23 protein-coding genes are annotated in these 24247 nt (G+C 71.3%); 11 read left to right on the top strand and 12 right to left on the bottom strand.

From position 1 onward, the window contains the following. Window positions 1-16 precede the first annotated feature (16 nt). Complete coding sequence (locus IE251_RS31675) at window positions 17-1600, top strand: Na+/H+ antiporter (protein ID WP_189756392.1); 1584 nt, start codon at window positions 17-19, stop codon at window positions 1598-1600. Here the strand turns inward: IE251_RS31675 and IE251_RS31670 are convergent. Beyond that, the gene (locus IE251_RS31670) at window positions 1597-2517 is read right to left on the bottom strand and encodes a 1-aminocyclopropane-1-carboxylate deaminase/D-cysteine desulfhydrase (RefSeq protein ID WP_189756391.1); all 921 of its coding nucleotides are present in this window, start codon (window positions 2515-2517) and stop codon (window positions 1597-1599) included. The two genes, IE251_RS31675 and IE251_RS31670, sit on opposite strands and share 4 nt — an antisense overlap. Before the next feature lie 118 nt (window positions 2518-2635). Then, window positions 2636-3229, bottom strand: coding sequence for an N-acetylmuramoyl-L-alanine amidase (locus tag IE251_RS31665; RefSeq protein ID WP_189756390.1), 594 nt, complete (start codon window positions 3227-3229; stop codon window positions 2636-2638). Between the two features lie 294 nt (window positions 3230-3523). On the opposite strand from IE251_RS31665, the gene IE251_RS31660 reads away from it, so the two are divergent. From IE251_RS31660 to IE251_RS31650, 3 genes are all read left to right on the top strand, one after another. Beyond that, a complete protein-coding gene (locus tag IE251_RS31660) occupies window positions 3524-4930 on the top strand; it encodes a family 2B encapsulin nanocompartment shell protein (RefSeq protein ID WP_189756389.1) in 1407 nt (468 codons plus the stop codon). A 112-nt stretch (window positions 4931-5042) separates the two neighbouring features. Continuing rightward, window positions 5043-6185: a family 2 encapsulin nanocompartment cargo protein polyprenyl transferase gene (locus IE251_RS31655; RefSeq protein ID WP_189756388.1), complete on the top strand. Its 1143-nt coding sequence runs from the start codon at window positions 5043-5045 to the stop codon at window positions 6183-6185. A gap of 547 nt (window positions 6186-6732) precedes the next feature. Beyond that, a complete protein-coding gene (locus IE251_RS31650) occupies window positions 6733-7065 on the top strand; it encodes a DUF952 domain-containing protein (protein WP_189756387.1) in 333 nt (110 codons plus the stop codon). Window positions 7066-7091: 26 nt separating this feature from the next. Here IE251_RS31650 and IE251_RS31645 read toward each other — a convergent pair whose 3' ends face one another. The 3 genes from IE251_RS31645 to sodN form a co-directional block, all read right to left on the bottom strand. Continuing rightward, window positions 7092-7508: a VOC family protein gene (locus IE251_RS31645; protein ID WP_189756386.1), complete on the bottom strand. Its 417-nt coding sequence runs from the start codon at window positions 7506-7508 to the stop codon at window positions 7092-7094. A gap of 34 nt (window positions 7509-7542) precedes the next feature. Beyond that, a complete protein-coding gene (locus IE251_RS31640; RefSeq protein ID WP_189756385.1) occupies window positions 7543-7944 on the bottom strand; it encodes a helix-turn-helix transcriptional regulator in 402 nt (133 codons plus the stop codon). A 122-nt stretch (window positions 7945-8066) separates the two neighbouring features. Next, on the bottom strand, window positions 8067-8462 hold the full coding sequence (gene sodN / locus IE251_RS31635) for a superoxide dismutase, Ni (protein ID WP_030794683.1): 396 nt from the start codon (window positions 8460-8462) through the stop codon (window positions 8067-8069). A gap of 145 nt (window positions 8463-8607) precedes the next feature. Between sodN and sodX the strand changes: the two genes are divergently transcribed. Then, complete coding sequence (sodX, locus tag IE251_RS31630) at window positions 8608-9042, top strand: nickel-type superoxide dismutase maturation protease (RefSeq protein WP_189756409.1); 435 nt, start codon at window positions 8608-8610, stop codon at window positions 9040-9042. Here the strand turns inward: sodX and IE251_RS31625 are convergent. Continuing rightward, complete coding sequence (locus IE251_RS31625; RefSeq protein ID WP_189756384.1) at window positions 8946-9575, bottom strand: CGNR zinc finger domain-containing protein; 630 nt, start codon at window positions 9573-9575, stop codon at window positions 8946-8948. The genes sodX and IE251_RS31625 overlap by 97 nt on opposite strands. 99 nt (window positions 9576-9674) lie before the next feature. Here IE251_RS31625 and IE251_RS31620 point away from each other — a divergent pair, with 99 nt between their 5' ends. Beyond that, entirely contained in the window at window positions 9675-10433 is a 759-nt protein-coding gene (locus IE251_RS31620; protein WP_189756383.1) for a class I SAM-dependent methyltransferase, read from the top strand. A 54-nt stretch (window positions 10434-10487) separates the two neighbouring features. Here the strand turns inward: IE251_RS31620 and IE251_RS31615 are convergent, their stop codons facing one another. Genes IE251_RS31615 through IE251_RS31605 form a run of 3 tightly spaced genes read right to left on the bottom strand, consistent with a single transcriptional unit; the run spans window position 10488 to window position 13223 of the window. Next, window positions 10488-11240 (bottom strand): amino acid ABC transporter ATP-binding protein, encoded by a 753-nt coding sequence (locus IE251_RS31615; protein WP_189756408.1) that lies wholly within the window; start codon window positions 11238-11240, stop codon window positions 10488-10490. Between the two features lie 50 nt (window positions 11241-11290). Next, window positions 11291-12223, bottom strand: coding sequence for an amino acid ABC transporter permease (locus tag IE251_RS31610; protein ID WP_189756382.1), 933 nt, complete (start codon window positions 12221-12223; stop codon window positions 11291-11293). A gap of 40 nt (window positions 12224-12263) precedes the next feature. Continuing rightward, on the bottom strand, window positions 12264-13223 hold the full coding sequence (locus tag IE251_RS31605) for an ABC transporter substrate-binding protein (RefSeq protein WP_189756381.1): 960 nt from the start codon (window positions 13221-13223) through the stop codon (window positions 12264-12266). A gap of 558 nt (window positions 13224-13781) precedes the next feature. Here IE251_RS31605 and IE251_RS31600 point away from each other — a divergent pair. The 4 genes from IE251_RS31600 (at window position 13782) to IE251_RS31585 (ending at window position 17054) form a co-directional block, all read left to right on the top strand. Continuing rightward, on the top strand, window positions 13782-15005 hold the full coding sequence (locus IE251_RS31600) for an NAD(P)-dependent malic enzyme (RefSeq protein ID WP_189756380.1): 1224 nt from the start codon (window positions 13782-13784) through the stop codon (window positions 15003-15005). Between the two features lie 187 nt (window positions 15006-15192). Continuing rightward, window positions 15193-16158: a zinc-binding dehydrogenase gene (locus tag IE251_RS31595; protein ID WP_189756379.1), complete on the top strand. Its 966-nt coding sequence runs from the start codon at window positions 15193-15195 to the stop codon at window positions 16156-16158. A 114-nt stretch (window positions 16159-16272) separates the two neighbouring features. Further along, the gene (locus tag IE251_RS31590; protein ID WP_030794710.1) at window positions 16273-16482 is read left to right on the top strand and encodes a helix-turn-helix domain-containing protein; all 210 of its coding nucleotides are present in this window, start codon (window positions 16273-16275) and stop codon (window positions 16480-16482) included. Then, complete coding sequence (locus tag IE251_RS31585) at window positions 16482-17054, top strand: Clp protease N-terminal domain-containing protein (RefSeq protein WP_189756378.1); 573 nt, start codon at window positions 16482-16484, stop codon at window positions 17052-17054. The genes IE251_RS31590 and IE251_RS31585 overlap by 1 nt, the downstream gene beginning before the upstream one ends. Before the next feature lie 554 nt (window positions 17055-17608). Here the strand turns inward: IE251_RS31585 and IE251_RS31580 are convergent. After that, the gene (locus IE251_RS31580; protein WP_189756377.1) at window positions 17609-18691 is read right to left on the bottom strand and encodes a PadR family transcriptional regulator; all 1083 of its coding nucleotides are present in this window, start codon (window positions 18689-18691) and stop codon (window positions 17609-17611) included. Between the two features lies 1 nt (window position 18692). Next, window positions 18693-19790, bottom strand: a complete 1098-nt coding sequence (locus tag IE251_RS31575; RefSeq protein ID WP_189756376.1) for a DUF4097 family beta strand repeat-containing protein — start codon at window positions 19788-19790, stop codon at window positions 18693-18695. A 220-nt stretch (window positions 19791-20010) separates the two neighbouring features. On the opposite strand from IE251_RS31575, the gene IE251_RS31570 reads away from it, so the two are divergent. After that, complete coding sequence (locus tag IE251_RS31570; protein WP_003992906.1) at window positions 20011-20190, top strand: DUF6104 family protein; 180 nt, start codon at window positions 20011-20013, stop codon at window positions 20188-20190. A gap of 132 nt (window positions 20191-20322) precedes the next feature. Here IE251_RS31570 and IE251_RS31565 read toward each other — a convergent pair whose 3' ends face one another. Beyond that, entirely contained in the window at window positions 20323-24129 is a 3807-nt protein-coding gene (locus IE251_RS31565; RefSeq protein WP_189756375.1) for a multifunctional oxoglutarate decarboxylase/oxoglutarate dehydrogenase thiamine pyrophosphate-binding subunit/dihydrolipoyllysine-residue succinyltransferase subunit, read from the bottom strand. Window positions 24130-24247 lie beyond the last annotated feature (118 nt).

Below are 24247 nucleotides of genomic sequence, written 5' to 3'. Positions count from 1 at the left end.
AGGGTGGGCGAGGACCTTGGACGTGATGCCCCTGCTGTTGCTGGTGGCGGGCAGTGCGGCGGTGGCCGCGGCGGCCCGGCGCACTCCCGCGCCGGCCCCGCTGCTGCTGGTCGCCGTGGGCCTGGCGGTCTCCTACATCCCCGGTGTGCCGTCGTACACCCTCGACCCGCACGTGGTCCTGCCGCTGCTGCTGCCCCCGCTGCTGTACACCTCGGCGAGCGACAGCTCCTACCTGGACCTGCGGGCACAACTGCGGCCGGTGGCGCTGTTGTCGGTCGGGTACGTCCTCTTCGCGACCGTCGTCGTCGGCTGGGCCGCCTATGTGATCGTCCCCGGGCTGCCGCTGCCCGCCGCGCTGGTGCTGGGCGCGGTGGTGGCCCCGCCGGACGCGGTGGCCGCCACGGCGGTCGCGCGCCGGGTCGGCCTGCCCTCCCGGATCACCACCATCCTCCAGGGCGAGTCCCTGCTGAACGACGCCACCGCGATCACCGCCTACAAGGTGGCGCTCGGCGCCGCCGTCGGCGAGGGCGCCACCTGGGCCGGCGGCATCGGCGAGTTCGCGCTCGCCGCGGTCGGCGGGGTCGGGATCGGCCTGATCCTCATGGCACCCCTGCACTGGCTGCGCACCCACCTGAACGAGCCGCTGCTGCAGAACACGCTCTCGCTGCTGATCCCGTTCGTCGCCTACGGGGTCGCCGAGCAGGCGCACGCCTCCGGGGTGCTCGCCGTCGTGGTCGTCGCCCTCTACCTCGGCCACCGCGCGTGGGAGGTCGACTTCGCCACCCGCCTCCAGGAGGAAGCGGTGTGGAAGATGGTCGCCTTCGTACTGGAGTCCGCGGTGTTCGCCCTGATCGGCCTGCAACTGCCGATCGTCCTCCAGCGGCTCGGCGAGTACGAGGGCGTCTCCGCGGTCTGGTACGCGCTCGCCGTCTTCCTGGTCGTGGTGGTGGCCCGGTTCGTCTGGGTCTACCCGGCCACCTTCCTGCCCCGGCTGCTGTCGAAGCGCATCCGCGCGCGCGAGGAGAACCCCACCTGGCGGGGCGCGATGGTCACCTCGTGGGCCGGCATGCGCGGGGTCGTCTCCCTGGCCATCGCCTTCGCCATCCCGTCGACGATGGCCGACGGCCCGCGCAACCTGATCCTCTTCCTGACCTTCACCACCGTCATCGGCACGCTCGTCGTGCAGGGCGTGACACTGCCGCCGCTGATCCGGCTGCTGCGCTTCCCCGGCCGCGACCGGCAGGCCGAGACGCTCGCCGAGGCCAACGCCCAGGCGCAGGCCTCGCGGGCCGCCGAGGCCCGGCTGGACGACCTGCTCTCCGACGAGCGCAACGCCCTGCCGCCGCCGCTCGTCGACCGGCTGCACACCGTCCTGGAGCGCCGCCGCAACGCCGTCTGGGAGCGGCTCGGCCAGGTCAACCCGGTCACCGGCGAGTCCGTGGACGACACCTACCGCCGGCTGTCCCGGGAGATGATCAGCGCCGAACGCGAGGTCTTCGTCAGGCTCCGTGACCACCGCTACATCGACGACGAGATGCTGCGCGCCCTGCTCAGGCGTCTGGACCTGGAGGAGGCGGCGGCCTTCAGGGAGGCCGGTTAGCGCTCCGGGGCGGCCGTGGGGGGCTCCGGGAACGGCCGCCCGGTGACGACGGCCGCGATCGTGCTCCCGCGCGCGAAGGCGCCCTCTTCCGCGAGGGTGACAAGTCCGTAGAGCAACTTGGCGACATAGAGACGTTCCACCGGCAGTCCGTGCCGCTGCTCGAAGTCGCGTGCGAAGGCCTCCAGCTCGGGAGCCGTACGCGCGTACCCGCCGAAGTGGAAGCGGTCGTCCAGGGACCAGACGCCGGTACGGGTGCCGAAGGCACGTTCCTGCAGGGCCTGTATGTCAGCTTCCAGGAAGCCGCCCTTCAGGACCGGTATGCCGAGCGCCCGCCCGTCGGCCCCGAGTCCGGCGGCAAGTCCGGCGAGGGTGCCACCGGTGCCGCAGGCGACCGCGACGACCTCGGCGTGGCCGCGCAGCTCGGCGCCCAGCGCCCGGCAGCCGCGCACCGCCTCGGCGTTGCTGCCGCCCTCCGGGACGACGTACGCGCCCTCGGCGCCGGCCGCGCGCAGGATCCCGGCCAGGGTCTCCGGCTCGGTCTTGCGGCGGTACGTCGCCCTGTCCACGAAGTGCAGCCGCATGCCGTCGGCCGCGCACCGGGCCAGGGACGGATTGAGCGGGCGGCCGGCCAGCTCCTGGCCGCGTACCACGCCCGTGGTGGGCAGGCCCAGCAGCCGGCCCGCGGCGGCGGTGGCCCGCAGGTGGTTGGAGTAGGCCCCGCCGAAGGTGACCAGGGGCCGGCCGCCGGCCGCCGCGACGTTCGGCACCAGCTTGCGCCACTTGTTGCCGACGAGGTGGGGGTGGATGAGGTCGTCGCGCTTGAGCAGCAGCCGGAGCCCGTGGCGTTCGAACCGGGGGTCCCGCGCCTCCTGGAGGGGCGAGGGGAGGCGCGGGGCGAGCGGTCCGGTGCTGGTCACGGCTCCATTGTCGCCCGGGGCGGGGCGTCCGGGCGGGGCCGCCGGCCGGGCGGGGACCGTGACCGGCCCGGGGCGCGGGAACCCCGTGACCGGTGGCGGCGCGGCGTGCGGAACGGTGCTACTCCTCCAGCCGTTCCCGCACCCGCTCCCTCAGGGAACGCATCGGGACACCCCGCGGATCCACCTTCCCCGGCTGCCACTCCAGGTGGCCGATGACCGACCGCTCCGTCCAGCCGTGACGGCGGCACAGGGCCGCGGCGGCCCGGACCATCGCCTCCAGCTGCTCGTCGGGCCACGGGTCCTCCCCGTCGCCGAGGTTCTCGCACTCGAAGCCGTAGAAGTGCCGGTTGCCGTCGGTGTTCGCCTCGTTGTCCGGCGGCAGCCCCTTCTCGGCGATCACCGCCCGCAGCACCTCGTCGTCGCCGAGCCCCGCGTGGTTGGCGCGGCCGTAGCCGACCAGGTGGACCCTGCCGTCCTTGGTGATCACGCCGTGGCACAGCGGGCCCGGCAGGTCCGGGTGGCCGTCGCGGCACAGGTCCACCGTCCGCTCGCTGCCCCGGGTCACCGTGTGGTGGATCATCACGCCGTGGACGGGTCCCCAGGGGCCCTTGTGATTGCGGTTGTGGTCCTGCCAGTCGCCGACCTCGACGACCGTGACGCCCTCGGCCCGGAGCGCGTCCAGGAATTCGCTCGCCGACATGGGTGGGGCCATGCCCGACTCCTTCGTGCCGTGCCCGTCCGGCCACGGAACCGGCCGGATGTCCTGCCTGCTTCTACCGAAACCGGACGTCTCGGAACACATCGTTCGTACGGTGTACGAGCCGATCCGGACAGCGCGCGGTGCCGTGCCGGCCTGGACAAAGTTCCTCCCTCTGCCCACTAATCCGATGATCCATTCCCGCTCTTTCGGGTAATGGCGCGGGCACACCCCGTGCTGGGAGGCTCGGACGTGAGACCGGTGCCCGGTGCACTGCGGCACCGGGCATACATGGGAGGGCGTTTCTTTATGTCGGTAGGTGAAGAGGTCCGTACCGATCAGAACAGGCCGCAGCAGTCCCTCGGGACGGCGGCGGCGCGGAATTTGGCCACCACCACCAAGTCCGTTCCGCAGATGCAGGAGATCAGCTCCCGCTGGCTGCTGCGCACGCTTCCCTGGGTCGACGTCCAGGGCGGCACCTACCGGGTGAACCGACGGCTGACCTACGCCGTCGGTGACGGCCGTGTCACCTTTGTGAAGACCGGTGACCAGGTGGAGGTCATCCCGAACGAACTGGGCGAACTGCCGGCCCTGCGGTCGTACGCGGACGAGGAGGTGCTGGCGGAACTGGCCCGGCGCTGCCGCCAGCGCGAAGTCGCGGCCGGTGAGGTGATCGCCGACTTCGGCCACCGGACCGACGAGGTGTACCTGCTCGCCCACGGCCGGGTGGAGAAGATCGGCACGGGTCCCTACGGCGACGACGCCGTCCTCCAGGTCCTGGCCGACGGCGCCTACTTCGGCGACCAGGCGCTGCTCGACCCGGAGGCGATCTGGGAGTACACCGTCCGCGCGGCCACCGCGACCACGGTCCTTGTGCTCAGCCGTCAGGACTTCCAGCAGGTCGTCGAGCGCTCCGACTCGCTGCGCGACCACCTGGAGCGGCTGCGCTCGATCCCCCGGCAGCGGACCAACAAGTACGGCGAGAAGGAGGTCGAGCTGGCGGCCGGCCACTCCGGCGAGCCCGACATCCCGCACACCTTCGTGGACTACGAGCCGCGGCCCCGTGAGTACGAACTGAGCATCGCCCAGACCGTACTGCGCATCCACACGCGCGTGGCCGACCTTTACAACCAGCCGATGAACCAGACCGAGCAGCAGTTGCGGCTCACGGTCGAGGCGTTGAAGGAGCGCCAGGAGCACGAGCTGGTCAACAACCCGGAGTTCGGCCTGCTCAGCAACTGCGAGTACGACCAGCGGATCCAGCCGCACGACGGCGCGCCCAGCCCGGACGACATGGACGAGCTGCTCAGCCGCCGCCGGGGCACCAAGCTCTTCCTGGCCCATCCGCGCGCGATCGCCGCGTTCGGCCGCGAGCTGAACAAGCGGGGCCTGGTCCCGGAGACCATCGACATCGGCGGCAACCGCATCCCCACCTGGCGCGGGGTGCCGATCTACCCCTGCAACAAGATCCCGGTCAGCGAGGCCCGTACGACCTCCATCATCGCCATGCGTACCGGCGAGGCCGAGCAGGGCGTCATCGGTCTGCGGCAGTCCGGCCTCCCGGACGAGATCGAGCCGAGCCTGTCCGTGCGGTTCATGGGCATCAACGAGCAGGCCATCATCAAATACCTGGTGACGGCCTACTACTCGGCCGCCGTGCTGGTGCCGGACGCGCTCGGTGTCCTGGAGAACGTCGAGATCGGCCGGTGGGGGTGACGTTTCCGCACGTAGTGGCCGTGTTCCCGGCCACCGCGTGGGGTAGGCCCTCGGGGAACGCGTCCGGGCGGTCCGGTGGCACCGGCTCGCGCGGACCTGGCGAGGGGGAGGCATGGCCGAGTACATGACGGAGACCGACGAGCGTTCCCCCGCGGTGCCGCATTCCGGCACCGCGGGGGAGCCCCGGGAGACCACCGGGACCGCCACCGGTCCGCTCGACGGGCAGGAGGCCCTGGCGCAGCTGGAGCGCACCCGGACCCTGGTCTACCCGGAGCTGCGCGCGGCCGTGGAGTCGCTGCCCGGCGCCATGCGCCGGATCGGGCTCTACCACTTCGGCTGGCAGCACGCCGACGGCACACCGGCGGCGGGCAACCCGGGCAAGGCGATCCGGCCGGCGCTCGTGCTGGCGGCGGCCGCGGCGCTCGGCGGTCCGGCGGCCCGGGCGGCCGCGGTCCGGGCTGCGGCGGCGGTCGAACTGGTCCACAACTTCACGTTGCTGCACGACGACGTGATGGACCGGGACACCACCCGCCGGCACCGGCCGACCGCCTGGACCGTGTTCGGGGACACCGACGCGATCCTCGCCGGGGACGCCCTCCAGGCGCTGGCCCTGCGGCTGCTCGCCGAGGACCCGCACCCCGCCTCCGTCCCGGCCGCGGCCCGGCTCGCGGCCTGCGTGGTGGAGCTGTGCGAGGGGCAGCACACGGACACCGATCTGGAGCAGCGCGCTCCGGACGCGGTGACGCTGGACGAGGTGCTCGCCATGGCCGAGGCCAAGACCGGCGCGCTGCTGGGCTGCGCGTGCGCGCTCGGCGCGCTGTACGCGGGAGCCGGTGCGGAGGAGGTGGCCGCCCTGGACGGCTTCGGCCGCCAGGCCGGGCTCGCCTTCCAGCTGATCGACGACGTGATCGGTATATGGGGAGACCCGCGGCACACCGGCAAGCCGGTCGGCGCGGATCTTGCCGCCCGCAAGAAGTCCCTGCCGGTGGTGGCGGCCCTCACCTCCGGCACGCCGGGGGCGTCCGAGCTGGCCGCGCTGTACGGGAAGCCGTACCTCGCCGAGGAGGCGGAGGCCGGGGAGATCGCGCGTACGGCACTGGCGGTGGAGCGGGCCGGCGGCCGGGACTGGGCGCAGGCCGAGGCGGCCGACCGCATGGCCCGGGCCATGCAGGAACTGGCCCGCGCGGTCCCCGACCCGGAGGCGGCGGGCGGTCTGCTGGCGCTCGCCGAGTACGTCACCCGGCGCAGCAGCTGAGCGCCGCCGGCGGCCGGCGGCCGGGGAGAACCCGGAGGCTACGGGTCCGTGTGGCTCCTGACCCCGCACGGCCGACGGAGGCTCCGGTCAGGGGCCCCGCACACCCCCACAGCGTGCGGGGCCGCCGCTTTCCGCCCCCGGCCTGGGCGGCGGGATGCGATGAGGGCGCCTACGCTGAGGGCATGGGCGGCGAGGAACCCGTCTGTCCCGTCTGCGGACAGCCCGTGGAAACGGTCGTCAAGCGGCACAAGACGCTGGGCGCCTGGGTGCCGGTGTGGGGCCGCGGCCCGTGCCGCAACCCCGACTGCGCGGCGTACACCGGCTCCGGCGGCCCGGAGGGCGACCGGCCGGCCACCGCCGGCACCGGCCGTCCCGCCGCGCCGGACCGGTCCACCGAGCCCGTATCCGAACCCGACCCTGGTGCTTCCCGCTCCCGTGCCCCGGGGCGGTCCGCCGGTGTGCGGAACGACGGCGGCCGAGCGCCGGAGCGGCCGGGGACGCCATAACAGGATCGGCCGGCGGCCGGTGGACGCCGTAGCGTGGGCGGATGCCGAAACCGCCGTACATCCTGCACATCACCGAACGCTCCCTGTGGGAGGCGGCGCGCGAGCGCGGTGCCTACGAGCTGTCCACCCGGGGCCGCACCCTGGAGGATGAGGGCTTCATCCACTTCTCCAGCCGCGAGCAGCTGCCGCGGGTCGCCGCCTTCCTCTACGGCGGCTACGACGGCCCGGACGAGCTGGTCGTCCTGGTCGTGGACCCGGCCCGGGTCGGGGCGCCGGTGCGCTACGAGTCCGCCGAGCCGGGCGGGGAGGAGTTCCCGCACCTGTACGGGCCCCTGCCGGCCGAGGCCGTGGTGGACGTGGAGCCCTGGGGCTGAACCGGGCCGCACCCGCCGGCCGGTGGTCAGGTGGCCGGGCGTTCGATGAAACGGAGCTGGTTGCCCGCCGGGTCCCGGAAGGCGCAGTCCCGGACCCCGTACGGCTGGTCCATCGGCTCCTGGAGGACGTCGGCGCCGGACTCCCGCACCCGCTCGTACAGCGCGTCGCAGTCGGGCGTGGTGAAGATGACCCCGCGCAACAGGCCCTTGGCGAGGAGTTCGTTGAGGGCCTGCTTGTCAGCGGGCGAGGCGTCCGGGCTCGCGTCCGGCGGCTCCAGCACGATCTCCACGTCCGGCTGGAGCGGGGAGCCCACGGTCACCCAGCGCATCCCCTCGAAGCCCACGTCGTTGCGGATCTCCATGCCCAGCACATCGCGGTAGAAGGCGATGGCCTTGTCATGGTCGTCCACCGCGAGGAAACACTGCGCGAGTTTCACGTCCATGGGCTCACCCTAGATCCACTCGGCCCCCCGCGCCTCAGTACGGGCGGCGGCGCGGCCGGGTCAGCCTGCGGGCCACGCACGGCGGGATCGCGGCGCTCTCCTCGTGGTCGCGGGCGCGGTAGGCGCTCGGCGTCTCGCCGACCAGTTCGGTGAAGCGGGAACTGAAGGAACCGAGGGAGGTACAGCCGACGGCGAGGCACACCTCGGTCACGGTGAGGTCGCCCCGGCGCAGCAGGGCCTTGGCCCGCTCGATCCGGCGGGTCATGAGATAGCCGTACGGGGTCTCGCCGAACGCCTTGCGGAAGCTGCGCTGGAAGTGGCCCGGGGACATCAGGGCGTCGCGGGCCAGCTCGGTCATGTCGAGCGGTTCGGCGTACTCCCGGTCCATGCGGTCGCGCACGCGCCGCAGTCGTCGCAGATCCTCCAGGGCGGTCATCCGCCCAGCCTGCCACAGCCGCGCCGGTGTCCACCCCGGTGAGAAAACCGCACCCGGCCCGCGGGTGCGCCGTGGTGGGCGCGGGTCCGCGGGCCGGGTGCGGTCAGGAGGAGCTCAGGCGGTCAGGCCTGCTTGGTCTCCCAAAAGATCTTGGCGATCTGCTCGATGTAGTCCAGGGCCTTCTGGCCCGTCGCCGGGTCGGTGGACGCCTTGGCGGCCGAGAGGGCCTTCAGGGTGTCGTTGACCAGCTGGTGCAGCTCCGGGTACTTCTCGAAGTGCGGCGCCTTGAAGTAGTCGCTCCACAGGACGGAGACGTGGTGCTTCGCGAGCTCCGCGCGCTGCTCCTTGATGACGGTGGCGCGAGCCTGGAAGTGGGGGTCGTCATTGCCGGCCATCTTCTCCTGGACGGCCTTCACCGACTCCGCCTCGATGCGGGCCTGGGCCGGGTCGTACACGCCGCAGGGCAGGTCGCAGTGGGCGCTGACCTTGACCTTGGGGGCAAACAGGCGGGAAAGCATGGAGCATTCCTTCCTCGTGATCGTCTTCTCAGGTGCGACATTACTCCCTGAGGAACGCGATTTCTCGGCTGCCCCCTAGGGCTTAGGACAAAAGTCCAGGGTGAGACTGAGACTGGTGGAGGAACGGACCGGGGAGGTGCCGGGGATGCCGGAACTGTCGCAGGAGACCGAGCGGGGGAGGGGGGCGGCGCCCTTCGGGCTGGCGGAGGTGACCGGCCCGTCCATGGTGCCCACGCTGCACCACGGGGACCAGCTGCTGGTGCGGTACGGGGGTGTGGTGCGGCCCGGTGACGTGGTGGTCCTGCGCCATCCCTTCCAGCAGGACCTGCTGGTGGTCAAGCGGGCGGTGGAGCGGCGCGACGGCGGCTGGTGGGTGCTCGGGGACAACCCGTACGCGGGCGGGGACAGCACGGACTACGGGGTGGTGCCCGAGGAACTGATCCTGGGCAAGGCGCTGTTGCGGTTCCGGCCGGCCGGGGCCGGTCAGCGGTCGCCGCTCGCGCTGGCGCGCTGGGCGCTCTCGGCGGTCCGGCCGCTGTTGCCCGACCGGTCGGCCTCCAGGCGTTTGCGGGCCCGGTAGGCGGCCACGTTGGCGCGGGTGGCGCAGCGGTCCGAGCAGTAGCGGCGGGAGCGGTTGGTGGAGGTGTCCAGGTAGGCGTTGCGGCACGGGGGCGCCTGGCACAGGCCGAGGCGGTCGACGCCGTACTCGGTGAGGTGGAAGGCGAGGCCCATCGCCGCGATCGCCGCGTAGCCGGCGGTGGCGTTGGAGGGGTGGTCGGCCAGGTGCATGTGCCACAGCGGCCGGCCGTCGTCGTCCCGGTGGTCGTGCCCGGAGATCTGCGGGCTGACCGGGAACTCCAGCAGCAGTGAGTTCAGCAGGTCCACGGCCAGGGTCTCGTCGCCCTGGTCGGCGGCCTCGAAGACCGCGCGCAGCCGCGCCCGGACCGAGCGGAAGCGGGTCACGTCGGCTTCCGTGGCGCGGCGGGCGGCCGACGCGTTGACGCCGAAGAGGTCGCGGACGGCCTCGACCGTGGTCAGGGTGTCCTTGCCGCGGGCCGGCTCCTCGCTGTTGACGAGACGTACGGCGTAATCCGAGTAATAGGCCAGTTCCACTTGTAGTCCTTACGCGGGCGTCTTATGGTCGGATCTGCGGTCGGGTAAGAGCCGGTCGTGCTTCCAGGGTATTACGCGAGACGAGGAGAGTCGGATCTCATGACGACGAGTACCGGAACCGACTGGGCGGCCTGGCAGGAGAGCTGGGACCGGCAGCAGGAGTGGTACATGCCGGACCGCGAGGAACGTTTCCGGATCATGCTCGACATGGTCGAGGCGCTGGTGGGCACGGCACCCCGCGTGCTCGACCTCGCCTGCGGCACCGGCAGCATCACCGCCCGGCTGCTGAGCCGCTTCCCCGACGCCACCAGCACCGGCGTCGACCTGGACCCGGCGCTGCTCGCCATCGCGCACGGCACCTTCGACGGCGACGACCGCGTCCGGCTCGTCACCGCCGACCTCAAGGACCCCGACTGGCCGGCCCGGCTGCCGTACGACTCCTACGACGCGGTGCTCACCGCGACCGCCCTGCACTGGCTGCACGCCGAACCCCTCGCGGCCCTCTACGGCCGGATCGCGGGACTGGTCCGCGACGGCGGTGTCTTCATGAACGCGGACCACATGATCGACGAGACCACGCCCCGGATCAACGAGGCCGAGCGCGCCCAGCGGCACGCCCGCATGGAACAGGCCAAGCGGGACGGCGCCCTGGACTGGGCCGACTGGTGGCAGCTGGCGGCGAAGGACCCGGTCCTCGCCGAGCCGACCGCCCGCCGCTACGAGATCTACGGCGAGCACGCGGACGGGGACATGCCCTCGGCCCAGTGGCACGCGCGCGTGCTGCGCGAGAAGGGGTTCGCCGAGGCCAGGCCGGTGTGGTGCTCCCCGTCGGACACGCTGCTGCTCGCGCTGAGGTAGGCGGGCAGGCGTGAGGGGCGGTACGGGCCACCCGTACCGCCCCTCACGCGCGGGTCACAGGACCTTGGACAGGAACGACTGCGTCCGCTCGTGCCGCGGGTTGGTCAGGACGTCCCGGGGGTGGCCGGATTCGACCACCACGCCGCCGTCCATGAAGACCAGGCTGTCGCCCACCTCGCGGGCGAAGCCCATCTCGTGGGTGACGACGACCATGGTCATGCCGGACTCGGCGAGGTCCCGCATGACGTCCAGGACGTCACCGACCAGCTCCGGGTCCAGGGCCGAGGTCGGCTCGTCGAACAGCATCAGCTTCGGCTCCATCGCCAGCGCCCGGGCGATCGCCACCCGCTGCTGCTGGCCGCCGGAGAGCTGGGAGGGGTAGTGCCCGGCCCGGTCGGCCAGGCCCACGCGCTCCAGCAGCTGCATGGCCCGCTCCCGGGCCTCGCCGCGGCTCGCGCCCTTCACCTGGACCGGCGCCTCCATGACGTTCTCCACGGCCGTCATGTGCGGGAACAGGTTGAAGCGCTGGAAGACCATGCCGATGTCGCGCCGCTTCATGGCGACCTCGCGGTCCCGCAGCTCGTACAGCTTGTCGCCCTGCTGGCGGTAGCCGACCAGCTCGCCGTCGACGTACAGCCGCCCGGCGTTGATCTTCTCCAGGTGGTTGATGCAGCGCAGGAACGTCGACTTCCCGGAGCCGGAGGGGCCGATCAGGCAGAACACCTCGCCCGGCTTCACCTCCAGGTCGATGCCCTTGAGCACCTCGACCTGGCCGAAGGACTTGTGCACGCCCTCCGCCTTGACCATGGGGACGGCGTCCCGCGGCCGGGTGTCCTGCTTCTTGCTCAGCTTGTCGGTCATGCCGTGACCTTCCTGCTGGAGAAGGTCGTCAGATTCTTCTTCACCTTCTGCCACGGGGTCGGGGGGAGGGTGCGGCTGGAGCCGCGGGCGTAGTACCGCTCCAGGTAGTACTGGCCCACGCTCAGCACCGAGGTCATGATCAGGTACCAGGCCGCGGCGAGGAAGTACATCTCCACCGGGGCGCCGGAGTTCTGGCCGATGTCCTGGGCGTAGCGGAAGAGTTCCGAGAACTGGACGGCCGCCACGAGCGAGGTCGTCTTCAGCATGTTGATCACTTCGTTGCCCGTCGGCGGCACGATCACCCGCATCGCCTGCGGGATCACCACCCGGCGCAGGGTCTTGCCGTGGCTCATGCCGAGCGCGTGGGCCGCCTCGGTCTGGCCCTCGTCCACCGCGAGCAGGCCGGCCCGGCAGATCTCGGCCATGTACGCCGCCTCGTTCAGACCCAGGCCGAGCAGCGCCGTCAGCAGCGGCGTCATGAAGCTCGACCAGTAGTCCTTGTAGATCGGCATCAGGTTGATGTACTCGAAGACCAGGCCCAGGTTGAACCAGAGGAACAGCTGGACCAGGACCGGGGTGCCGCGGAAGAACCAGATGTAGAACCAGGCGATCGCCGAGGTCACCGGGTTCTTCGACAGCCGCATCACCGCGAGGACGATGCCGCCGACGATGCCGATCAGCATCGACAGGACCGTCAGCAGGAGGGTCTTGCCGACACCGGTCATGATGCGGTCGTCGAAGAAGTAATCAGGAACGGCGTGCCAGTTGATCTTGCCCTGGGCGAACGCGTAGACGATCGCGTAGAGGACGGCGATCGCGATGACGGCGGTGACGTACCGTCCGTAGTGCCGGACCGGGATGGCCTTGATGGCCTGGGCGCCGGCCGGGGGCGTGTCCTTGGGACCCGCCGTCTTGTCGATGTCAGTCACGGGGAGTGCCTCTCGGTGGCCGCTGCTTGCAGGTCGCGGGTCACTTGCCGCCGTTGATGACGGACTGCTTGACGGCGCCGTCCTGGGCGCCCCACTTCTCGAGGATCTTCTGGTACGCGCCGTTCTTGATGAGCGCGTCCATCGCCGCCTGGAGGGCGTCCCGCAGCTGCGTCTCGTCCTTGGAGACCGCGATGCCGTACGGGGCCGCCTCGACCTGGTCGCCGACCAGCTCGAAGTCCTTGCCGCCGCCGGAGGTCTTCACCGCGTACGCGGCGACCGGGAAGTCGGCGGACACGGCGTCCACGCCGCCCGAGCGCAGCCGGGTCTGGGCCTGCTGGTTGTCGTCGAACGCCTCGATGGAGAGCTTCTTGCCCTTCGGACACTTCTTCGCCTGCTGCTTGGCCAGGTCGTCCGACGTGGTGCCGCGCTGCACGGCCAGCTTCTTGCCGCACAGGTCGTCCCAGGTCTTTATGCCCTCGGTGTCTCCCTTGCGGGTGTATATGGAGACACCGGCGGTCAGGTAGTCGACGAAGTCGACGCCCTCACCGACGTGCTTGCCGGTGTCGGGGTCGACGCCCTCCTGACGGTTCTTGTTGTCCGTCATCGCCGACATCGCGATGTCGTACCGGTCCGAACGCAGACCGGTGAGCAGCGCGTCGAAGGTGCCGTTCTGGAACTCGAACGTCACCCCGAGCTGCTTGCCCAGGGCTTCCGCCAGGTCCGGGTCCAGGCCGACCACCTTGCCGGAGGAGTCCTTGTACTCCACGGGGGCGTACGCGATGTCCGAACCGACCCGGATCTTGCCCTTGCCCCGGATGTCCTGCGGGAGCTTGTCGGCGAGCGGGGCGCTGGCGGCGGACGCGCTGCCGGAGTCCTTGTTCTTGTCCTTCGTCTGGTCACCGCAGCCGGTGAGCAGCAGGGCGCCTGCGACCGCGATCGCACCGACCGCGGCAAGACGGGAGCGCGCGGCGGTGGTACGACGGGTGGAGCTTGCGGTCATCGTGGTTCCTCCGGCGGATGGGAAGAGTTGCCGATGGGTCGACGGAAACACACACCTTCGGGTGTCGCGACCTCGTGGGTTTACGGCATCTTGCCATTCGGACTACGCCATTCAGGGGAGTCGCTATGTCAAAATCGGATAACGGGTGACCCCCGAAACGGATCAGGTCGGTACAACCTCGGTCCATAGCCGCAGGACCATCTGCGGTAATCCACTCCTCCGGCCGGAGAATCTTCGGCGTGTCTCACCATGTGGTCGGCCGGAGCCCCTCTGCGGCCTGCGCGATTTCCAGCCATTTCGGTCCGTCGGCCGCGCGTCATCCCGGCGTCGCCCGCCCGTTCCGGGATGTGACCTTGGACCTATTGGACTCGTCGCGGGCACCGTCCGTCCGGTAAGAAGGTTCTTTACACCCCTCATCCGGGGCTCAGGGCGCGTGTGCGGCGCGCCCGTCGCGTATGGCCTCGTACGTATCAGCAATCGGGCCGTACGCGGTGCCCGCCCACCCCTCACCAGGAGTGGTCGACCCTCAAACCATGCATACCTAAGGGGTAAGACAAAGTGGCAGCGGAGATCGTCAATCCTCGCAGCGACAACACAACGGACCAGGACGGCGGGGCCGAGCCTCTCGATTCCTTCGATCCGGCGTTCGCGCTGCACCGCGGCGGCAAGATGGCCGTGCAGGCCACCGTGCCGGTCCGCGACAAGGACGACCTTTCCCTCGCGTACACGCCCGGCGTCGCGCGCGTGTGCACCGCGATCGCGGAACAGCCGGAGCTGGTCAACGACTACACGTGGAAATCCAGTGTGGTCGCCGTCGTCACCGACGGTACGGCCGTGCTCGGGCTCGGGGACATCGGTCCCCAGGCATCCCTCCCCGTGATGGAGGGCAAGGCCATCCTGTTCAAGCAGTTCGGCGGCGTGGACGCGGTCCCGATCGCCCTCGACTGCACCGACGTCGACGACATCGTGGAGACCGTCGTCCGGCTCGCTCCCTCCTTCGGCGGAGTGAACCTGGAGGACATCTCGGCCCCCCGGTGCTTCGAGATCGAGCGCCGGCTCCAGGAACGGCTGGACATCCCGGTCTTCCACGACGACCAGCACGGCACGGCCGTCGTGACGCTCGCGGCGCTGCGCAACGCGGCGCGGCTGAGCGGACGCGAGATCGGGCAGCTGCGGGCCGTCATCTCGGGCGCCGGCGCGGCCGGTGTCGCCATCGCCAAGATGCTGGTCGAGGCCGGCATCGGGGACGTGGCGGTGACGGACCGCAAGGGCGTGGTGTCGGCCGACCGGGACGACCTGACCCCGGTCAAGCGCGAGCTGGCCGGATTCACCAACAAGGCCGGCCTCACCGGTTCGCTGGAGAACGCCCTGGCGGGTGCGGACGTCTTCATCGGCGTCTCCGGCGGTACGGTCCCGGAGGAGGCCGTGGCCTCGATGGCGGAGGGCGCCTTCGTGTTCGCGATGGCCAACCCGAACCCCGAGGTGCACCCCGACGTCGCGCACAAGTACGCGGCGGTCGTCGCCACCGGGCGCTCGGACTTCCCCAACCAGATCAACAACGTGCTGGCCTTCCCCGGCATCTTCGCCGGCGCGCTCCAGGTGCGGGCCACGCGGATCACGGAGGGGATGAAGATCGCCGCCGCCGAGGCGCTGGCCGCGGTGGTCGGTGACGACCTCGCCGCCGACTACGTGATCCCCTCGCCGTTCGACGAGCGGGTCGCCCCCGCCGTCACCGCGGCCGTCGCGGCCGCCGCGCGCGCGGAGGGCGTCGCCCGCCGGTGACCCGGCACTGAACGGCCCCGCCCGCTCGGGCGGGGCCGTTTTTTTTGTCGGCGGGCGAGTGCCTGCCTCGGGGGCCGGGCGCGGGTGGCGGTGGTCCTGTGTCGTACGGGTGCCGTTGCGCAAGAGGGCATGTGTCACAGGCGGGCCTGGTTCCGCCGGGGTGCGCCGCGCCCCTATCGTCGGCTGCATGTTCGCTGTCTACGCTGCCCGAATCGACCGCGACCAGCCGCTCACCGGCCTCGAGTTGGGGGAGCGTCCGGCTCCCGAGGCCCGTCCCGGCTGGAGCACGATCACCGTGCGCGCCGCTTCCCTCAACCACCACGACCTCTGGTCCCTGCGGGGCGTCGGCCTCCCCGAGGACCGGCTGCCGATGATCCTCGGCTGTGACGCCGCCGGTGTCGACGAGGACGGCAACGAGGTCGTCCTGCACTCCGTCATCGGCCAGAGCGGCCACGGCGTCGGCCCGCACGAGCCGCGCTCCATCCTCACCGAGCGCTACCAGGGCACCTTCGCCGAACAGGTCGCCGTACCGACCTGGAACGTGCTGCCCAAGCCGAAGGAGCTGTCCTTCGCCGAGGCCGCCTGCCTGCCGACGGCCTGGCTGACGGCGTACCGGATGCTCTTCACCAACGCCGGGGTGCGCCCCGGGGACTCGGTCCTCGTGCAGGGCGCGGGCGGCGGTGTCGCCACGGCCGCGATCGTCCTCGGCAAGGCGGCCGGACTGCGGGTCTTCGCCACCAGCCGGGACGAGGCGAAGCGGAAGCGGGCCGTGGAGCTGGGTGCCGTGGAGGCGGTGGAGCCGGGGGCCCGGCTGCCGCAGCGGGTGGACGCGGTCATCGAGACCGTGGGCGCGGCGACCTGGTCCCACTCGGTGAAGTCGCTGCGGCCCGGTGGCACGCTGGTCATCTCCGGGGCGACCAGCGGGGACCGGCCCTCGCACGCCGAGCTGACCCGGATCTTCTTCCTGGAGCTGAAGGTCGTCGGGTCCACGATGGGCACCAAGGACGAGCTGGAGGACCTGCTCTCCTTCTGCGCCGCGACCGGGGTGCGGCCCGTGATCGACGAGGAGCTTCCGCTGGACCGGGCGCGTGAGGGCTTCGAACGGCTCGCGTCCGGGGAGCAGTTCGGCAAGATCGTGCTGACCAACTCCTAGATACTCGGGGGAGTTTGGAGCCGAGGGCGGGTCCGGGGTGCCGGGCCCGCCTTTTGCGTGGCCCGATTGTCAACCAGGGTTGACGAATGGGGGGTGTCAACCTATGTTGACGGCATGAGTGAGGCAACCAATCTCGCCCAGCGTGCCGGTGACCGTGATCCACGGGTCGGGCTGCGGGCGGTGGCCGCGTTGCGCCGGCTGCTGGAGCAGTTGGAGGCGGTACAGGTGCGCAGTGCGCGCGATCAGGGCTGGTCGTGGCAGGAGATCGCCGCGGAGCTGGGTGTCAGCAGGCAGGCCGTGCACAAGAAGTACGGGAGGCGTTGATGTTCGAGCGGTTGACCAAGGACGCGCGGGCGGTGATCGAGGGCGCGGTCGCGCACGCCCGCGGCGGTGGGGCGCGGACCGTCGAAGCCGAGCATGTGCTGCTCGCGGTGCTCGACAGTGAGGGCAGCCGGGCCTCGTTCGCGCTGTCCGCCCTGGGGCTCGGGGAGTCGCGGGACGCGGTGCGCGAGGCGGTGGGGGAGGCGCGGCGTCGGGCGGGGCTGACCCGGGCCGAGGCGGACGCGCTCGCGGGGCTGGGGATCGATGTGAGGGAGGTCGTGGCCCGGGTGGAGGAGGCGCACGGGGTCGGGGCGATGGCCGGGGAGTCGGGGAGTCCGGGGTGGTGGGGCGGGGGTCGGCCCAGGTTCGGCCGGGGGGCCAGGGATGTGCTGGAGCGGGCGTTGCGGGTGGCTGTCGGGCGGGGGGAGCGGTTTGTCGGGGGTGAGCATGTGTTGTTGGCGCTCACGGTTCTGCCGGGGGTGGCGGGGGAGGTGTTGGCCGACTTCGGGGTGACGTTCGAGGGGGTGACGAGGGTTTGCCCGCCCGCCCACCCGACTCGGTCGGCTGAAAAGTGACCCTCACGGGGCTCCGCCCCGGACCCCGAAGACCTGCCCACCCACCCACCCGACTCTGTTGGCTGGAGGGCGGGGCCCCTCGGCTCGGTCGGCTGGTGGGTAGGCCCCGGGCTGGGTTGGGTGGAGGGTGGGCGTCCTGGGTTCGGTCGGTGGGGTGGGTGTCCCCAGCCCGGTTGGCTGGGCGGGTATCCCCGGCTTGGTTGGGTGGAGGCGGGCGCCCTCGGTTCCATCGGTGGGGGATTCGGCTGGGTTGGGTGGTGGGTGGGTGTCCTCGGTTCGGTTGGTGGGGATCCGTGACTGGGTTGGTGGTGGGGTGGGTGTGCCCGGCCCGGTTGGCTGGGGGCAGGCATCCCCGGCTCGGGTGGCTGGAGGTCGGCCTCCTCGGCTCCCTCGGTGGGGACTCCCGGCTCGCGTTGGTTGCGGGCCCCGCTGTGTCGGCTGTTGGGGCCGGCTTGCCGGTTCGGTTGGCTGCGGGGCGGGGCTTTCCGGCCGGTTGGCCGCGGGGCGGGGGTGGAGTGGGGCGTGGGGGCTTGCCTCCGGGGCGGGTGTTCGGGTCAGGTGTTGTGGGGGTGGAGGATCGCCGCGATGTGGGCCGCCGCCTTGGTGAGGTGGTGGCGCGTTTCCCGGAGTTGGGCCGGTGTGATGCCGTTGTCGCGGGCCGCGTCGCGGATGTCGTCCCGGAAGCGGTCCAGTAGGCGGTCCAGGTCGCGGGCCGGGTCGCCGGTGGGCGTCTCGTGGGCCCAGGTCGGTTCGTACTCGGCGGGGAAGTCCTCCGTGGCCGGGGTGTAGTGCGGCTCCGGGGACGGAGTGCTGCGGGGCGTCTCCTCCGTGGTGCGGGGGGAGTCCCGGTCCGTCCCCCAGTCCTTGCCCGTGTCCCTGGTCCAGTCCCTGGCGAAGTCCTTGCCGAAGTCGCCGAATTCCTTCGCCAGTTCGGACAGGCCCTCGCGGAGGCCGGTGGGCCAGTCGCCGCGCGTGAAGTGGGCCTGGACGCGTTCCTGGACGCGCCGGGCGACGCGCTGCACCTCTTCCTGCGCCTGGACCCGTGCCCGTGCCTGCGCCTCCTGGGCCTGGCGGCGGGCCCGCTCGGCCTCCTCGCGTGCCCGGCGGCTCTCGTCCTTCGCCCGCCGGGCCTGCTCCTTCCACTCCTGCTTGACCCGGCGCATCTCCTCCTTGGCGGCCCGCCACGCCTCCTTGTCGCCCAGGTCGCCGTACTCGCCCTGGGCGAAGTCGCCCCCGGACGCCCGCGCGCGGCGGGCCTCGGACGCGGCGGCGCGCACCTCGCGGCGCAGGTCGCCGGCCGCGCCACGCACGTCGGCCCTTATCTCGGCGGCCAGTTCCGCGACCGACTCGCGGATCTCCAGCTCCAGGTCGGCCAGTTCACCGCTGCGGGCGGCCAGTTCGGCGCGGCCCGCGTCCGTGATGGCGTATACCTTGCGGCCGCCCTCGGTGGTGTGCCGGACCAGGCCCTCCGCCTCCAGCTTGGCCAGGCGCGGGTAGACCGTGCCCGCCGAGGGGGCGTAGAGGCCCTGGAAGCGCTCTTCCAGGAGCCTGATCACCTCGTAGCCGTGGCGCGGGGCCTCGTCGAGCAGCTTGAGCAGGTACAGGCGCAGGCGGCCGTGGGCGAAGACGGGAGGCATGTCAGAGCACCTTCTTGTCGGTCGTGCCGTCGGCCGGTGCGCCGGTGGCGGCGGCGTCCTGGCCGGAGACGGAATTGTCCCCCGGCGCGGCCGGCGGGTGATCGGCCGGGTGGGGTGCCGTGCGGGTGTCCGTGGCGGTCGGGGCCTCCGGGGGCGCGCCGGGTGTCCCGGGCGCGGTGGGGGATCCGGGGGTGCCGGGGGGCGCCGGGTCGGTGACCGTGACGGTGACGGTCGTGGTGTCGTGCTCCGGCGGTCGCGACGGGCCGGCTTGCCAGGACGCGTGCTCCTCCTCGTCCCGGGGCGGCCGGCGCAGCAGGGCTATCGAGCCCGAGACCGTCGTGGCCCGCAGTCTGCCGGTGCCCGCGCCGAGCCGGCCGGTGAGCTTGTGCGTGCCCCACTGGCCGTGCACCCGCAGTCCCTCGAAGGCGTTGGACACCACACCGCTCGTGGTGTTCGCCTCCACCTCGGCGTCCGCCGGGTGCGGCAGGCGGATGGCGATCTCGCCGGAGACGCTGGTCAGGCCGACGTCCGTGGGGCCGTCCGGGTCCAGGTCGACGATCATCGAGCCGCTGGCGGTCTCGGCGCGCACGGAGGGGCCGGAGCCCGCGACGACGGTGAGGTCTCCGGAGACCGAGTGGAACGTCAGGTCCCCGGTGACGGCCTGGGCCTCCAGGCTTCCCGAGACGGTTTCCGCGCGGACCGGGCCCGATACGCCGACCAGGGTGGTGTCGCCGTTCACCCCCCTGATCACCGCGGAGCCGCGGATGCCCGAGACGACCGCGCCGGCGCCCACCACGCCCACCTCCACGCGCGTGCCGGCCGGGACCGCGAGCGAGACCACCGCGCTGCGGCGCCAGGCCTTGCGGTCGAGCCACTTGAGGAAGCCCTTCCAGGGCAGGTCCTCATAGGCCACGGTCAGCGTGGAGCCGTTCCGGGTGACCGCCAAGGGCGGGCCCGTCAGCTCCGAGACCTCGAGCCGCGCCGAGTCCTCCTCCGTGCCGACGACGTTCACCGTGCCGTTGACGATGCGCACCTGGAGATCGCGCACGGGACTGTCGAAGGTCAGCTTCTGGGGCTCGGCGACGGACCACTCGGACATGGGACCTCCTCGGCCGGGGCGCGGTCGTGACACGCCATATCGCGTCCTCTCTCAAACACGATATATCGCGGCGAGGTGAAGTCAAGACACTCTTTCGAGGGGGGCACCGGCGTGCGGGAGCCGCCTGCGCGCGGCCGCCCCGGGCCAGGGCGCGTCCGCGGCGGCATACGCTGGTGGGGAGAGTTGCCGGCTGGATGTTTACGCAGGAGACGTAGCCCCTATGTACTTCACCGACCGCGGTATCGAGGAGCTGGAGAAGCGGCGTGGCGAGGAAGAGGTCACCTTCGAGTGGCTCGCCGAGCAGTTGCGCACGTTCGTGGACCTGAACCCGGACTTCGAGGTGCCCGTGGAGCGGCTGGCCACCTGGCTCGCCCGGCTCGACGACGAGGACGACGAGTAGGGCGGCCAAGAGCGAGGCGCAGGGCCGGGCACGAGCCGGCGAAACCCCTCTGAACAGGCGAAAGGGCCCGGTGCCGAGTGAGAACTCGGTACCGGGCCCTTTTCGGGAGGCCGACGCCTCTGATGCTCCGGCTTACGCCTCGAACACCTCACGCACCAGCTGCTCCTGCTCGGCCTGGTGCCGCTTCGCCGAACCCACCGCCGGGGACGAGGAGTGCGGACGCGAGATGCGCCGCAGCCGCTCGCCGGCCGGGATGTCCGCGCCGACCGCCAGGTCCAGGTGGTCGATCAGGTTGAGCGCGATGAACGGCCAGGCACCCTGGTTCGCCGGCTCCTCCTGGGCCCAGAGGTACTTCTCGGCGTTCGGGTACTTGTTGACCTCCGCCTGGAGCTCGTCACCCGGCAGCGGGTAGAGACGCTCGATGCGGATGATCGCCGTGTCGGTGACGCCCCGCTTCTGCCGCTCGGCCTCAAGGTCGTAGTAGACCTTGCCGGCGCAGAAGACGACCTTGCGGACCGCGGCCGGGTCGACCGTGCTGTCGCCGATGACCGGGCGGAACTGGCCGCTCGTGAACTCCTCCGCCTTCGACGCGGCGGCCTTCAGGCGCAGCATCGACTTCGGGGTGAAGACGACCAGCGGCTTGTGGTGCGGGTTGTGCACCTGCCACCGCAGGAGGTGGAAGTAGTTCGACGGCAGCGTGGGCATGGCCACGGTCATGTTGTTCTGCGCGCACAGCTGGAGGAACCGCTCGGGGCGCGCGGAGGAGTGGTCCGGGCCCTGGCCCTCGTAGCCGTGCGGGAGCAGCAGGACGACGCCGGAGGTCTGGCTCCACTTCTGCTCGGCCGACGAGATGAACTCGTCGACGACCGTCTGGGCGCCGTTGACGAAGTCGCCGAACTGGGCCTCCCACATCACCAGCGCGTCCGGGCGGGCCAGCGAGTAGCCGTACTCGAAGCCCATCGCCGCGTACTCGGACAGCAGCGAGTTGTAGACGTTCAGCCGCGCCTGGTCCTCGGCGAGGTACTGCAGCGGGGTGTACTCCTCGCCGGTCTCCCGGTCGATCAGCACCGCGTGACGCTGGCCGAAGGTGCCGCGCTGGGAGTCCTGGCCGGCCAGCCGGACCGGGGTGCCCTCCAGCAGCAGGGAGCCGATGGCGAGGGTCTCGCCCATGCCCCAGTCGATCGTGCCGTCCTCCACCATCGCGGCCCGGCGCTGGAGCTGCGGGAGCAGCCGCGGGTGGACGGTGATGGTGTCCGGGATGTTGACCTGGGACTCGGCGATCCGCTTGACGACCTCGGTGGAGACCGCGGTCGGGACCGCGACCGGGAAGCCGTCCTGGGGCGCCTGGGCGTCCCCGGTGGCCGGCTGCGAGGTGGCCTCGCGGACCTCGGTGAAGACCTTCTCCAGCTGGCCCTGGTAGTCCTGGAGGGCCTGCTCGGCCTCTTCCAGGGTGATGTCGCCGCGACCGATCAGGGACTCGGTGTACAGCTTGCGCACCGAGCGCTTCTTGTCGATCAGGTCGTACATCAGCGGCTGGGTGAAGGCCGGGTTGTCCGACTCGTTGTGACCGCGGCGGCGGTAGCAGATGAGGTCGATCACCACGTCCTTGTTGAACGCCTGGCGGAACTCGAAGGCCAGACGCGCGACGCGGACCACGGCCTCCGGGTCGTCGCCGTTCACGTGGAAGATCGGGGCCTCGATCATGCGGGCCACGTCCGTCGCGTACATGGAGGAACGCGAGGACTCGGGGGCCGCGGTGAAGCCGACCTGGTTGTTGATGACGATGTGGACCGTGCCGCCGGTGCGGTAGCCGCGCAGCTGCGACATGTTCAGGGTCTCGGCCACCACGCCCTGGCCCGCGAAGGCCGCGTCGCCGTGGATCGCCACCGGCAGCACCGTGAAGTCCGTGCCGCCCTTGTTGATGATGTCCTGCTTGGCGCGGGCGACGCCCTCCAGGACCGGGTCGACGGCCTCCAGGTGGGAGGGGTTGGCGACCAGCGAGACCTTGATCTGCTCGCCGTCCAGGCCGGTGAAGGTGCCCTCGGCGCCCAGGTGGTACTTCACGTCGCCGGAGCCGTGCATCGACTTCGGGTCGAGGTTGCCCTCGAACTCGCGGAAGATCTGCGCGTACGACTTGCCGACGATGTTGGCCAGCACGTTGAGGCGGCCGCGGTGGGCCATGCCGATGACGACCTCGTCCAGGCGGGACTCGGCCGCGGAGTCGATCACCGCGTCCAGCAGCGGGATGACGGACTCGCCGCCCTCCAGGGAGAAGCGCTTCTGGCCGACGTACTTCGTCTGCAGGAAGGTTTCGAACGCCTCGGCGGCGTTCAGCCGGCGCAGGATGCGCAGCTGCTCCTCGCGCTCCATCCTGGAGTGCGGGCGCTCCACCCGGTCCTGGATCCACTTGCGCTGCTTGGGGTCCTGGATGTGCATGAACTCGATGCCGGTGGTGCGGCAGTACGAGTCGCGCAGCACGCCGAGGATGTCGCGCAGCTTCATCATCGACTTGCCGGCGAAGCCGCCGACGGCGAACTCGCGCTCCAGGTCCCACAGCGTGAGGCCGTGCTCGACGATGTCCAGGTCGGGGTGCTTGCGCTGCTTGTACTCCAGCGGGTCGGTGTCGGCCATGACGTGGCCGCGGACCCGGTAGGAGTGGATCAGCTCGAAGACGCGGGCGGCCTTGGTGACGTCGTCGTCGTGGCTGGCGTCGATGTCCTTGAGCCAGCGGACCGGCTCGTAGGGGATGCGCAGCGCCTCGAAGATGTCGTCGTAGAAGCCGTTCTCGCCGAGCAGCAGGTTGGCGACCTGGCGAAGGAACTCGCCGGAGGCGGCACCCTGGATCACCCGGTGGTCGTAGGTCGACGTGAGCGTCATGACCTTGGAGACGCCGAGCTTGTTCAGGGTGTCCTGGCTGGTGCCCTGGAACTCCGCCGGGTAGTCCATGGAGCCGACGCCCATGATCACGGACTGGCCGGGCATCAGGCGCGGCACGGAGTGGACGGTGCCGAGGCCGCCGGGGTTGGTCAGGGAGACCGTGACGCCGGAGAAGTCGTCCATCGTCAGCTTGCCGTCGCGGGCGCGGCGGACGATGTCCTCGTAGGCCTGCCAGAACTCGAAGAAGTTCAGCGTCTCGGCCTTCTTGATGGCGGCCACGACGAGCTGGCGGTCACCGTTGGGCTTGACCAGGTCGATGGCCAGGCCGAGGTTGACGTGCGCCGGCTTGATCAGGGTCGGCTTGCCGTCCTTGACGCCGTAGGACCAGTTCATCGACGGCATGGCCTTGATGGCCTGCACCATCGCGTACCCGATGATGTGCGTGAAGGAGATCTTCCCGCCGCGGGCGCGCTTGAGGTGGTTGTTGATGACGATCCGGTTGTCGAACAGCAGCTTCACCGGGACGGCGCGGACCGAGGTGGCGGTCGGCATCTCCAGCGAGGCGTCCATGTTCTTCGCCACGGCGGCGGACGGGCCGCGCAGCGTGACCAGCTCGGGGCCCTCGGGGGCCTCCTTCGCGGGTTCGGTCTTGGCCGTCGGCTGAGCGGGCGCCTGTGCGGGTTGCGCCGGCTTGGCCGGGGCGGCCTTCGCCGCGGGAGCGGCGGCAGCCGCGGGGGCCGGGGCCTGAGCGGGGGCCGCGGCGGGCTTCGGGGCCGGGGCGGCGGCCTGGGGGGCCGGGGCCGCGGGTGCCTGCGGGGCCGTGGTGGTCTCCGCGGCCCCCGTGGCCGCGGCACCCGCCGGGGCCGGGGTGGCCGGAGCCCCCGGCTTGTAATCGGCGAAGAAGTCCCACCAGGCGCGGTCTACGGAGTTCGGGTCCTGGAGGTACTGCTGATAGATCTCGTCGACGAGCCATTCGTTCGCACCGAACGCGGCTGCGGGGTTCTTCCCGGCTTGGTCGTCGGTGGAGAGACTCGATGAGTTACTGGGGGACTGTGGCGACACGGCGGCAACCGCCCTCTTCCGCTTCACAAGGTGATGGACAGCGGGAATAAAGGCTACGCCTCCCTGGCCGGGAAGGTCAGGTCGAGCATGGTCATCGTCGCGTAAGTCACATCGGAAA

It is taken from the genome of Streptomyces eurythermus (genome assembly GCF_014649115.1).
In the GTDB taxonomy this organism is placed as follows: Bacteria; Actinomycetota; Actinomycetes; order Streptomycetales; family Streptomycetaceae; genus Streptomyces; species Streptomyces eurythermus.
This window is presented reverse-complemented; position numbering and strand designations above follow the sequence as displayed.